A 12,618-nucleotide genomic window follows, 5' to 3' on the forward strand; every position below is an offset into this window, starting at 1 on the left:
TCTTCTTGTTGTTTGAGTTGACGCAAACGTTATGCTCGTTTGCGCTCGTTCTTGGACGAGTGAGAAAATAACTCTTCTGCGCCGATTCACCATCCCCTCGCCATCGGAAATGTGGGCAAGATCCCACTCATTGCTAATAAAATGTGACTAATAACCGCTAACTTCGATTGGATTACCACTTAGTGGGTACTGCGAAACCTTGTTTCATAAGGCCTTTTGGTTAATGAGCAAACGCTCATTCGATGGTTTATTTTGTAATAAAACTGCAATAATTGAGTCTTCATCACAGATTAAATGTTCACAAGTGAGCACAATTGGCTCGCTTGCGAATGAGGTCTTCCTTGGTCGCAGCTGTACTCGGGGCACTCTCAACGGCCCATAACAACAATAAGGAAGCAGAACATGCTTAGTCTCTTCAGGCCCGCACCCCATATCGAGCGGTTGCCGGCCGACAAGGTCGATCCCTTCTACAAGCGCATGCGCTGGCAGGTGTTCTTCGGGATCTTCTTCGGTTATGCCGGTTATTACCTGGTGCGCAAGAACTTCAGCCTGGCCATGCCCTATCTCATCGAGCAGGGCTTCTCCCGCGGTGATCTGGGTCTGGCCCTGTCCGGGGTCTCCATCGCCTATGGACTGTCGAAATTCCTGATGGGGAACGTGTCGGACCGCTCCAATGCCCGTTACTTCCTCTCCGCCGGCCTGCTGCTCTCGGCCGGCATCATGTTCATGATGGGGACGGTGCACTGGGCCACCTCCAGCATCGCCATCATGTTCGTGCTGCTGTTCCTGAACGGCTGGGTGCAAGGGATGGGCTGGCCTCCCTGCGGCCGCACCATGGTGCACTGGTGGTCACAGAAAGAGCGGGGCGAGATCGTCTCAGTCTGGAACGTGGCCCACAACGTGGGCGGCGGCATGATAGGCCCGCTGTTCATCCTCGGCATGGGCTGGTTCAACGACTGGCGCAGCGCCTTCTATGTACCGGCGGCGGCCGCGGCAGCCATCGCGGTGATCGCCTTCTTCGTGATGCGCGACACCCCGCAGTCGGTCGGTCTGCCTCCCATCGAGGAGTACAAGAACGACTACCCGCAGGACTACAACGAGAGCCACGAGCAGGAGTTCTCCGCCAAGGAGATCTTCATGAAGTACGTGCTGCACAACAAGCTGCTGTGGTACATCGCCATCGCCAACGCCTTCGTTTACCTCATCCGCTACGGTGTGCTGGACTGGGCACCGACCTACTTGAAAGAGGCGAAAGACTTCAGCGTGGATCACTCCTCCTGGGCCTATTTCCTCTATGAGTGGGCGGGCATCCCGGGCACCCTGCTGTGCGGCTGGATCTCCGACAAGATGTTCAAGGGCCGCCGCGCACCGGCCGGCATCCTGTTCATGGTGCTGGTCACCATCGCCGTGCTGGTCTACTGGCTGAACCCGGCGGGCAACCCGAGCGTGGACATGATGGCCCTGGTCGCCATCGGCTTCCTCATCTATGGCCCCGTCATGCTGATCGGCCTCTACGCCCTGGAGCTGGCGCCGAAGAAGGCCGCCGGTACCGCCGCAGGCTTCACCGGGCTGTTCGGTTATCTGGGGGGCGCCGTGGCCGCCAACGCCATGCTGGGCTATACCGTCGACCACTTCGGCTGGGATGGTGGCTTCATGGTGCTGGTGGTCTCCTGCGTGCTCTCCATCGTGCTGCTGGCCATGACCCTCAAGCACGAGAACCAGTCTCTGGCACACAAGGCTAGCGTCAACAAGGCATAAAACGTGATCCTGCCCTTATCGATCCGAAAAGGGATAGGGTACACTGCCAAAGGCCCCGCACTGCCGGGGCCTTTTTTCGTCTCATCTGCGGAGTGCAAGCGTGAAGCAAACCCAACGACATCTGGAGATCCTGGACGTCCTGACCCGGCAGGGCTTCGTCTCGACCGACGATCTGGTGACCCATTTTGACGTCAGCCCCCAGACCATTCGTCGGGATTTGAACGATCTGGCGGAGCAGAACAAGATCCGGCGTCATCACGGCGGAGCCTCCCTGCATTCGAGCACGGTCAACACCGCCTACAGCGCCCGTAAAGTGATGCAGCTCAAGGAGAAGGAGCGTATCGCCCGCGAGGTGGCCGCCAATATCCCGGACGGCTCGTCGCTGTTCATCGACATCGGCACCACCACGGAAGCCATCGCCCGCGCCCTGCTCGATCATCGCGAACTGCGCATCGTCACCAACAACCTGAACGTCGCCAGCATTCTCACCGCCAAGGATGACTTCACCGTCATCATCGCAGGGGGCGAGATCCGCAACCGGGACGGCGGTATCGTGGGGGAGGCGACCCGGGACTTCATCGGCCAGTTCCGCATGGATTACGGCGTCATCGGCATCTCCGGCATCGACAACGATGGCTCACTGCTCGATTTCGACTATCACGAGGTGAAGATCGCCCAGGCCATCATCGCCCACTCCCGTCAGGTGTTCCTGGCCGCGGATCACACCAAGTTTGGCCGCAACGCCATGGTCAACCTCGGCAACCTCAGCCAGATCCATGCCCTGTTCACCGACGAAGAGCCGCCGGAGCGGCTGATGCGGCTGATGACCCAGCACCAGATCCCCTGCCACATCTGCTGAACCTTCTGCACCCGCATTAGCACAGGCCGCCTCCGGGCGGCCGCTTTGACTCTGCGCTTCGCCCAATCCCCCGCACATTTCCCTGCGCCTGCCGCGCACGCTTGTGCACGGCACCTTCACGGCCACTCTCGCGGCTTCGTCTGCGCGTCGTTATCCGGGTTGCGACCGAGTGACCAGACGGTCACCGACTGGCAGCATTTTTAGCATTGTCAGAACAATCCCGATCACATTTCCTCCATGAAATGTTCGTTTATCATTTTTTAATGTTCTAATATGAGCGAAATCAAACATTGCCACCGTGGCAAACCCAAAATAAGAAAGTAGGTGAACATGAGCGAACATTATGATCTGGTCGTCGTCGGCGGCGGCATCAACGGGGTCGGCATTGCGGCAGATGCGGCGGGGCGCGGGCTGAAGGTGGCGCTGTTCGAGGCGCAGGATCTTGCCTCGGCTACCTCTTCCAACTCCAGCAAGCTGATCCACGGTGGCCTGCGTTACCTCGAGCATTACGAGTTCCGGCTGGTGAAAGAGGCCCTGGCGGAGCGGGAGGTGCTGCTTGGCATGGCCCCCCACATCGCCCGTCCCATGCGCTTTCGCCTGCCTCATCGCCCACACCTGCGACCGGCCTGGATGATCCGCGCCGGCCTCTTCCTCTATGACAACCTGGCCAAGCGGGATCGCCTAAAAGGCAGCTGCGGGGTGCGTTTCCTGCCGCAAGATGGCCTGAAACAGGGGATCAACAAGGGGTTCGAGTATTCGGATGCCTGGGTGGATGATGCCCGCCTGGTGGTGCTCAACGCCATGCTGGCCCGGGACAAGGGGGCCGAGGTGCAGACCCGCACCCGCTGCGTCAAGGCGGTGCGCGGCTCCAAACATTGGACCCTGACCCTGGAGCGGGAAGGGGGCGAGCAGTTCAACGTCAGTTGCCGCGCCCTGGTCAATGCGGCCGGCCCCTGGGTCAAGACCTTCTATGACGAGAGCCTGCACGAGAAATCCCCCCGTGGCATTCGCCTCATCAAGGGCAGTCACATCATAGTGCCGCGCATCCACGAGCGCGAAGAGGCCTATATCCTGCAAAACGAGGACAACCGCATCGTCTTCGTCATTCCCTATCAGCAGGACTTTTCCCTGATCGGCACCACGGACGTGGAGCATAAAGGGGAGCCGCGAGACGCCAAGATCAGCAGCGCCGAGGTGGAGTATCTGTGCAAGGTGGTCAATGGCCACTTCAACCACCAGATAGCGCCATCCGATGTGATCTGGACCTACGCCGGGGTACGTCCGCTGTGCGATGACGAGTCGGACTCCCCCCAGGCGGTGACCCGCGACTACACCCTGGAGCTCAGTGGCGAGTCCGATGGCGCCCCGCTGCTCTCCGTGTTTGGCGGCAAGCTCACCACCTATCGCAAGCTGGCCCAGGCCGCCTGCAACAAACTCAAACCCTGGTTCGGCCAGATGGGGGAAGACTGGACCGCCACCACCCGCTTGCCCGGCGGCGAGTTCGACTGCACCACGAGCGAACTGGCCCGCGCCTATCAGCTCGAGTTCGACTGGCTGGATGAACGCAGCGCCCATCGTATCGCCGAGGCGTATGGCAGCCAGGCCCGCCTCTGGCTGCACGAGGAGCGCGGCCAGCACTTTGGTGCCGGTCTGTATGAATCCGAGGTGCGCTACCTCATCAACCGGGAGTGGGCCCACAGTCTGGAAGACATCCTGTGGCGCCGCAGCAAGCTGGGGCTGCGCCTCTCCGAGCCCGAGCAGCAACAGCTGCAAGCCTGGCTCGGCGAACATCATCACGCCTTGCCCAAGGCGAGCTGACATGATGGCGGGCGGCCCTGGCCGCCCGCCGCATTACTGCAACAAACCTCTGCTATAACAATCACCTACATCCAATAAACAATAACAAAGAGCACTAGCCATGAAAAAATCCTCCCTTTCCCTGGTCGCCCTTGGCCTCGGGGCCGCACTCAGCTTGCCTGTACTCGCCGTCGACGAAGGCAAGGTGGTCATCGCCCACCGCGGCGCCTCCGGTTACCTGCCCGAACACACCCTGGAATCCAAGGCGCTCGCCTATGGCATGGGGGCCGACTATCTGGAGCAGGATCTGGTGATGACCAAGGATGACCAGCTGGTGGTGATGCACGATCACTTCCTGGATGGCATCACCGACGTGGCCGAGCGCTTCCCGGGCCGTGCCCGCGCCGATGGTCGCTACTATGTGGTGGATTTCACCCTGGCTGAGGTGCGCTCACTGCGCATGACCGAGCCGTTCCAGCTGGTGGATGGCAAGCAGGTGCCCGTCTACCCGGCGCGCTTCCCCCTTTGGCAGTCCAGTTTCAAGATCCACACCTTCCAGGAAGAGATCGAGATGATCCAGGGGCTCAACAAAAGCACCGGCAACAACATCGGCATCTACCCGGAGATCAAGGCCCCCTGGCTGTTCCGTCACGAGGGCAAGGACATCTCCAAGGCGGTGCTGAAGGTCTTGAAGCAGTACGGCTACACCAGCAAGGAGAGCAAGATCTACCTGCAGAGCTTCGATGCGGATGAGCTCAAGCGCATCGACGGCGAGCTGATGCCGGCGCTTGGCATGGACTTGAAGCTGGTACAGCTGATGGCCGAGACCGACTGGAACGAGACCATGGTCTACGACGCCAAGGGCAAGGCGACCCCCTATGACTACGACTGGATGTTCAAACCGGGGGCCATGAAGACCATCGCCACCTACGCCGATGGCATCGGTCCCTGGAAGCCGATGATCGTCACCGAGCCGGGCACCCCGGGCAAGCCGGTCATCACCGGCATGGTGAAGGAGGCCCACGCCGCCGGTCTGAAAGTGCATCCCTATACCTTCCGTCAGGATGAAGGCCAGATCCCGGCCTATGCCAAGGACTTCACCGATCTGCTCAACATCTTCCTCTATCAGGCGGACGTGGACGGGGTGTTCAGCGATTTCCCGGACAAGGCGGTCGCCGTCATCAAGGCGCACGGCAAGGCATAACAACGAAAAGAGAGCATGGGAACGCAAGCGGGGCCGGTGCCCCGCTTTTTTATGCCTGATAATGGCAAAGGGGAGTCATCTGCCTGTGACCTAGGCTCTTTGTGTGTAAAATTATATTTACGATCATTTGTGCTTTGGAGGTAAGGAACACCCGTTTTTATGGCTGTTTAGATTCGCGGGGTGGTCGTTTATTCACCTGTTGAGCCGTTTCACCGCTGGTTTCACTTGATTGTTTGTTTTTCCTTGGTAAGGTGGGGGCGGTTGCGTAACAAAGTGCTGACTCGTGTAAACATAAAAATACACTCGCACTTTTGGCTTGATACAGTAGAGAGAATGAGAAAATGCAAAGAGATCCCCTGAACAACATCCATATCCAGTCCGAACAAGTGATGATCACGCCTGCCCAGCTCAAGGAGAAACTGCCCATCTCCGATCGCGCGCTGGCCTTCGTGCAAGGGGCCCGCAACACCATCGCCGACATCATCCATCGTCGCGATCACCGTCTGCTGGTGATCTGTGGGCCCTGTTCCATCCACGACATGGACGCCGCCAAAGAGTACGCAACCAGACTCAAAGCGCTGCATGATGCCTATCAGGATTCTCTCTACATTGTCATGCGGGTCTACTTTGAGAAGCCACGCACCACGGTCGGCTGGAAGGGCTTTATCAACGATCCCAACCTCGACGGCACCTTCGATGTGGAGCTCGGGCTGCACCGCGCCCGCGAGCTGCTCTGCTGGCTCGCCGAGCTGGAGTTGCCACTCGCCACCGAGGCGCTGGATCCCATCAGCCCCCAATACCTGGCGGAGCTCTTCTCCTGGTCGGCCATTGGTGCCCGCACCACGGAATCCCAGACCCATCGTGAGATGGCGTCCGGGCTCTCCATGCCGGTCGGCTTCAAGAACGGTACCGACGGTAACTTGGGCACCGCCATCAACGCGCTGCAGGCGGCTTCCAGCCCCCACGCCTTCATGGGCATCAACCAGCAGGGACAGGTCGCCTTGCTGCAGACCCAGGGCAACCCGGATGGCCATGTGATCCTGCGCGGCGGCAAGCACCCGAACTACGATTCGGTCAATGTGTCGCTGGCGGAAGAGGCGCTGGAGAAGGCGGGTCTGCTGCCGGGCCTGGTGGTGGATTGCAGCCACGGCAATTCCAGCAAGGATCACCGCCTGCAACCCAAGGTGGCGGACAACGTCATCCACCAGATCCAGGAGGGCAACCGCTCCATCATCGGGGTCATGCTCGAATCCAACCTGCTGGAGGGCAACCAGTCCAGCGAGCAGCCCAAGGCGCAGATGCGCTACGGCGTCTCCATCACCGATGCCTGCATCGACTGGGACACCACCGCCGACTTGCTGGCTCGCTGCCATCGCCAGCTGGCCGCGCCCCTCAAGGGCAGAACCGCGTCTTAAGCCGTGGTATCTTGTCATCACTGACTTGGGAGGAGAGCGCCACGGCCAGCGGTCGTGGCGCTCTCATGACATCTGTTGCGATCGATTGGATCACAGGGCGCGGCCAGGGGCGGCGCCAACAAGGACTGGATATGGCCGAAGAGTTGAATGCCCTCAGGGACAAGATAGACGCGGTGGACAAGCAGCTGATCGATCTGCTGGCCGCCCGTCTGGCCCTGGTGGGGGAAGTGGGTGAGGTGAAGAGCCGTCATGGCCTGCCCATCTATGCGCCGGACAGGGAGGCGAGCATGCTGGCCCGCCGCCGCGCCGAGGCCGAGACCCTGGGGGTACCCGGGGATCTTATCGAGGATGTGCTGCGCCGGGTGATGCGCGAATCCTATATTCTCGAATCCGCCAGCGACAAGGAGCATCACTTCAAGTGCATGAATCCGGCCCTCGGCAAGGTGGTGATCATCGGCGGACAGGGCCAGCTTGGTCGCCTGTTCGGCCAGTTGTTCAGCCTGTCGGGTTACCGGGTCGAGAGCCTGGAGCAGGCCGACTGGCCGCGCGCCGACGCGATATTGAGCGGCGCCGGCATGGTGATGGTGGCGGTGCCCATCGACGTGACCTGCGACATCATCGACCGGCTCGGCAACTTGCCCGCCGACTGCCTGCTGGTGGATGTGACCAGCGTCAAGGCCGAGCCCCTTGCCCATATGATGGCGGTGCACAAGGGGCCTGTATTGGGGCTGCACCCCATGTTCGGGCCCGACGTGGCGAGCCTCGCCAAGCAGGTGATCGTCTGCTGTCAGGGACGGGAGCCCGCCGCCAGCCAGTGGCTGCTGGATCAGATGACCATCTGGGGTGCCCGTTTGCAGCAGGTGGAAGCCAAGGCGCACGACGAGGCCATGACCTTCATCCAGGCGCTGCGCCACTTCGCCACCTTCGCCTACGGTCTGCACCTCTCCCGGGAGCAGGCCAATCTGGACCGGCTGCTGAACCTGAGCTCCCCCATCTACCGGCTGGAGCTCGCCATGGTAGGGCGGCTGTTTGCCCAGGATCCCCACCTCTACGCCGACATCATCCTGTCGTCACCGCAGAACCTCGCCATGATCCGCCGCTACTACCAGAACTTCGGCGAGGTGCTGGGGCTGCTGGATCGGGGGGATCGGGCGGGCTTCATCGATGCCTTCTCCGAGGTCTCCGGTTACTTTGGCGAGAAGGCGGACGACTTCCTGCGCGAGAGCCGCATGCTGCTGGCCCAGGCCAACGATCGTCGCCACCACGGCTGACACCCGGTTTTTACCCAGACAAAAGGGGCCATCAGGCCCCTTTTTCGTTGCACTTGCGCTGCCTTTTTTGAATCACACAGATAAATGATGAGGTAAAACTGCAATCAGGCAGCATGACATGGGGCCGAAAGAGCCCCAATCAGCCTGCCGTGCTCACTGCCGCTGGCTCATGGCGTGGCGGGCAGTCGCAGATCCGCGCCATCCCAGCCAAGGGGCAGGGTCAGCAGCTGATCGATGAGCTCCCGGCGATCGGATTTCTCCAGATAGGCGAGGTAGAGCGGTCGGCTCAGGGCCTGGGCCCCGTCCACCAGGTGCAGTTTGCCCTGCTCCAGGAAGGGGCTCACCATCCGCCGCGGCAGATAGGCCGCGCCGCCGTTGGCCAGCACGAACTGCAACGCCATGTTGGCGGAGCTCGAGTGCAGCACCGGCGTCTTTTGCAGGCTCTGCAACCGGCTCGGCTGGGCCTCGAAGCTGGTGCCCCAATCCAGATGAATATGGGGCATCTGCATCAGGCTGTCAGCGTTGGCGCTGGCATCCCGGCTCACCAGTTCGAACACCAGCTCGCCGATGGGGTGCAGGGCAATCTCGTCGATCTTGGTCGGCTCGGAGAGCAGGGCCAAGTCGAGGGAGCGCTCCAGCAACTGGCGGCACAGGTGCTCGCGCGATGCGGTTTCGAGGCGTACCGCGAGACCGGGAGCCAGGGCATAGACGTGATTGAGCCAGTCGTTGAAATCGAGCTCCCAGAATACCGCAGGGGCACCGATGGCGAGTTGTTGGCTGAACCCGGGGGAGAGGGCCACGTCCTGCTTGGCGCGGCCCAGGGTGTGCAAGATGGCATCGGCGTAGGGCAACAGCCGCTCGCCGGAGGCGGTCAGGCGGATGTTGTTGCGATGCCGGGCAAACAGACTGACCCCGAGCTGCTGCTCAAGCTGGCGGATCCGAAAGCTCACCGCCGACTGGGTCAAGTAGAGATTCTCAGCAGCCCGGCCGAAGTGCCGGGTCTTGCTCACCTCGATAAAGGTCCGAAGCAGTTCGGTATCCATTAATCGAGGGACTCGTCACTGCCGCCACCGCCACTGCTCTCGAAGCTGCCACCGGCATCTTCGTTGGCACCACCGGCCACGGTACACAGGCGATGAACCCGCTTGGGGCCGATGACCTTCAGATACTTGAACCACACCTTGGCGTGGGGGTTGCTGCCGGCGGCACCGGATTTCACCTGCTCGATAAAGGCGGTTTCGACATCATCACGGGGGGCCAGATTGCCCTGATAGAGCGCCAGCATGACGGTACCGTATTTTTCCAGACTGTCCGCTTCGGCGACGGTAAATTCACCGCTGCGACGCAGGCCACGGGGGAAATGTTTGAAGTCATTGAAACGCTTATCTGATTCGAAGCTCATAGTCTCTTGTTCTGGTTAGTTTGACCTTTGCGGGCAAGTATCATCAGGCCGTCGCAGAGTGCAAAATCAATTTTCTTACTATGTTAATAAATATCTTTCATCGAACAGCCTTTGTCTCATCCCGCACCGGGATTTTGCGCTGCCGGACACAAAAAAGCCTGAAAAATAGTGGAGTTATGTCAGTTTCTGTAAAGGAAACGTCACCGTTTGACAGACAAAAGCCAAAAAATAAAGCGCCAAATGGCGCTTTATTTGAGTCTGGGTGAAGCCGCTGAACCTGAACTTCAATACTCACTCGATCATGGCTGGCTGGGCCAGGTTGTCGGCACGCCACAGGCGGTAGCGTACTTCATACTCCTGCGGCACATAGATGACGAAGGGCAGCTTAGAGTTGTAGTTCACGAAGAAGCCCTGACCGTAGATCTGGATGAAGGTCTCCTTCTTCTGGCCATCCGGGCAGGCCATCAGGGTGCTGACGGGGCCGGAGACCTGGCCAAGTGCCAAGTAGTTGTAGCCCCAGCCCTTGACGCTGTGCTGTTCCAGGTTGCCGGCGAAGCGCGGCAGGTTGCAGTCCACCAGCATCTTCTTGCCGACCTGCAGCTCGACCATCATGTCCGCTTCATTCTCGACTTCTGGCAGACGGATCACGACACGTTCCTGGTTCACTTCGGCGGCGGGGAACATGCTGATATCGAATTTTTTAGGCTCGGCGGCGAAGGCATGGCCGCCCAATAACAAGGCGCCCAGCAGGCTAAAACGCAATACGGTTTTCATCTGTACCTCATGGGGTTGGTTCAACGCCGCTAGACTAACCGCTCTGCCGGTTTCATTCCAGCGCCCCGGGGGGCAAAACCTGCATGAACCGGCACGCAATGACGTAATTTGATGCTTTTTTGACGAGGCGCCTCACAAATATACGCCTTCTTTATATGGGAAGGGACCGGATCTCGGGGATCCGGTCCCTTTCATTGGTCAGCGAACCAGCAGCACCTGCTTGGCCCAGGCGCTGGGGGCGCGCAGTCCGACAGAACCGCTGGTGATGTCGAGGTAGGCCACCGTCTTGCCCGCGGGGAAGGGGGTGGAGGACCAGAGATAGACATAGCCGTCGTTCACCTCTTTGCCCTCACCGGCCATGGCCCGCGGGAAGATGGTCTCGTTCAGTGCCGGCTTGTAGCAGGCCGATTCCAGCAGGCTGGTGAGCTCCTTGATGGTGGGCAGACGCCAGTCGGTGTGACCGCCAAAGCCATAGAGAGCGTGATTGGATTCGGTGCGGATCCGCTCGGCGGTCAGCAGGGCCTGCTGCCAGTAGAGGCGGGTCGGCTCGCCGCTACAGCTGTTGCCCTGCCAGCTTTGCCCCAGTTGGCAGCGCATCCAGGTGAGGCCGGAGGCTCGGTCCGTCACCGTGCCGTTGCCGTGATCGAGGAAGCGGGACGTCGGACTGGTTCTGGGCAGGCTGTCGTCACAGATGGCGATGGCCAGGGCCAGCGGGCTGCAGAGACTGAGCAGCAGAGTCAGGAGAAACTTGTTCATCGGGTTACCTCGGCCACCAGGCGCAGTTGCAGGGCATTGACTTCATCGGGATTCTGGACCGCATAGGGATAATCGGCGCCCGGATCCTCCCCTAGGAACTGGGGACCCAGGACCGCGATGGGCACACTCTCAAGGCGTCTGGACGGGGTCAGGGTCTGGCTCCAGTAGATGCCATCGTAGTCCCCGTTGGAGGGACCAACATCCGGGAAGTAGCGCACATCCATGCTGACCACCTGGCCATCTTGCTGAGTGAGGGAGCCGAAATGCTGCAGGCTCATCAACTCCTGATTGTGGGGCAGGCGCCACGTCTGGATGCCGCACAACTTCTGGCTGTTGAGCCATTGACGGTACTCCTCGGTGGAGCAGATGGCATCGCCATCGGGGCAGGCGTAGTCCCGCTCATCCTGGCTCGGGTGATAGTTGCCAAATTCCCAGGCGAAGACCCGGTGCAGATCCCGCGGGCTGTCCGGATCATCCAGCTTCTTCTCCCAGACGAGGCCGGTGTTGAGATCTTCCACGCAATCCCACTGGGTGGCACTGTCTGGCAGCGGCTGTCCCTGGCTGTCGAGCTTGCGATAACGCAAGGGGGACTGCTTTAGGCTGGCATCCTGACCTGGGTGATCCGCAGGCTCGCTGGTCAGCAGGTAGTCCACCCCGTCCGTGTAGGTGGTGACGCCGCTGGCGGTGACCAGGGCCCTGGGTTGTTGCTGTCTCAGCACGTCGGCGAGACGGGATTGCAAGCTCAACAGTTCGGGGCTTTGCGCAAAATGTTGGCCAAGCTCGGGCAGCAGGGTCATCAGACCCTGCCAGATCTGGCGGCGACGTTCATTGGCCGCCACGCCCGGCAGGGTAGTGGCATCGTCGAGGGCGGCCAGCGCCAGTTCGGCGAGGGCCTGGTTGAACGCCTCAAGCTGGCCGAGGGCGGCCAGATCCTGGCCCGGCTGCAGGGGGGCCAGATCCGCCAGCAGGGCGGTCAGCGCCTGGGCGGGGGGAAGGCCGTCACCGATGCGCACCTGCAGCAAGGTACTGAGCGGGGTCGGGGTGAGGGTTTGACCATCCAGACGTGCCGCCGGGTGGGTCAGGGTCAGGGCCGCGGCATCCGTCGGGATGAACAGCAGCGGGCTGGTCAGCAGGGCGGGAGAGGTGCCGTTCAGCTGGCGGGCACCGGCAGTGCCGCTGACCTCGGGTTCACCGGCATCGCAGCTCTCGTTCTGGTTGAGGTTGACACAAAGGGTGCCCGCCTGGGGCAGGTTGACCGTCAGGTGATAGTCCGGCGCCGCCAGGGGGGCCTCATCCGTGCCGCCACCGCCGCAGGCGGTGAGCAGGGGCGCCAGCAAGCAGGCCAGCGGGGTCATTCTCATCTTCATCTTTGTTCCTTGGAG

General features: G+C 60.9%; 11 protein-coding genes. 6 read left to right on the forward strand and 5 right to left on the reverse strand.

Annotation, left to right across the window (positions count from 1 at the left end):
- Positions 1–402 precede the first annotated feature (402 nt).
- From glpT to tyrA, 6 genes are all read left to right on the forward strand, one after another.
- A complete protein-coding gene (gene glpT, locus VZC39_RS07175) occupies positions 403–1,758 on the forward strand; it encodes a glycerol-3-phosphate transporter (RefSeq protein WP_434667037.1) in 1,356 nt (451 codons plus the stop codon).
- A gap of 100 nt (positions 1,759–1,858) precedes the next feature.
- Positions 1,859–2,617 (forward strand): DeoR/GlpR family transcriptional regulator, encoded by a 759-nt coding sequence (locus tag VZC39_RS07180; protein ID WP_349921707.1) that lies wholly within the window; start codon positions 1,859–1,861, stop codon positions 2,615–2,617.
- A gap of 330 nt (positions 2,618–2,947) precedes the next feature.
- Complete coding sequence (gene glpD, locus VZC39_RS07185) at positions 2,948–4,435, forward strand: glycerol-3-phosphate dehydrogenase (protein WP_434667040.1); 1,488 nt, start codon at positions 2,948–2,950, stop codon at positions 4,433–4,435.
- A gap of 100 nt (positions 4,436–4,535) precedes the next feature.
- A complete protein-coding gene (gene glpQ, locus VZC39_RS07190) occupies positions 4,536–5,618 on the forward strand; it encodes a glycerophosphodiester phosphodiesterase (protein WP_434667043.1) in 1,083 nt (360 codons plus the stop codon).
- Between the two features lie 341 nt (positions 5,619–5,959).
- A complete protein-coding gene (locus VZC39_RS07195; protein WP_349921710.1) occupies positions 5,960–7,033 on the forward strand; it encodes a 3-deoxy-7-phosphoheptulonate synthase in 1,074 nt (357 codons plus the stop codon).
- A gap of 131 nt (positions 7,034–7,164) precedes the next feature.
- Positions 7,165–8,304 carry a bifunctional chorismate mutase/prephenate dehydrogenase gene (gene tyrA / locus VZC39_RS07200; RefSeq protein ID WP_434667046.1) on the forward strand — a complete coding sequence of 380 codons (1,140 nt, stop codon included), beginning with the start codon at positions 7,165–7,167 and terminating at the stop codon, positions 8,302–8,304.
- 167 nt (positions 8,305–8,471) lie between these two features.
- Here tyrA and hdfR read toward each other — a convergent pair whose 3' ends face one another.
- From hdfR to VZC39_RS07225, 5 genes are all read right to left on the reverse strand, one after another.
- Entirely contained in the window at positions 8,472–9,347 is an 876-nt protein-coding gene (hdfR, locus tag VZC39_RS07205) for an HTH-type transcriptional regulator HdfR (protein WP_434667049.1), read from the reverse strand.
- The gene (gene maoP, locus VZC39_RS07210; RefSeq protein ID WP_349921713.1) at positions 9,347–9,706 is read right to left on the reverse strand and encodes a DUF413 domain-containing protein; all 360 of its coding nucleotides are present in this window, start codon (positions 9,704–9,706) and stop codon (positions 9,347–9,349) included. The genes hdfR and maoP overlap by 1 nt, the downstream gene beginning before the upstream one ends.
- A gap of 291 nt (positions 9,707–9,997) precedes the next feature.
- Positions 9,998–10,480 (reverse strand): serine protease inhibitor ecotin, encoded by a 483-nt coding sequence (gene eco, locus VZC39_RS07215; protein ID WP_434667054.1) that lies wholly within the window; start codon positions 10,478–10,480, stop codon positions 9,998–10,000.
- Positions 10,481–10,678: 198 nt separating this feature from the next.
- Positions 10,679–11,236: a DUF1566 domain-containing protein gene (locus tag VZC39_RS07220; RefSeq protein WP_434667057.1), complete on the reverse strand. Its 558-nt coding sequence runs from the start codon at positions 11,234–11,236 to the stop codon at positions 10,679–10,681.
- Positions 11,233–12,591 (reverse strand): Lcl domain-containing protein, encoded by a 1,359-nt coding sequence (locus VZC39_RS07225; RefSeq protein ID WP_434668397.1) that lies wholly within the window; start codon positions 12,589–12,591, stop codon positions 11,233–11,235. Before VZC39_RS07225 ends, VZC39_RS07220 begins: the two co-directional genes overlap by 4 nt.
- Positions 12,592–12,618: the final 27 nt, after the last annotated feature.

The organism is Aeromonas sp. NJAU223 (assembly GCF_051125555.1).
Lineage (GTDB): Bacteria > Pseudomonadota > Gammaproteobacteria > Enterobacterales > Aeromonadaceae > Aeromonas > Aeromonas veronii_G.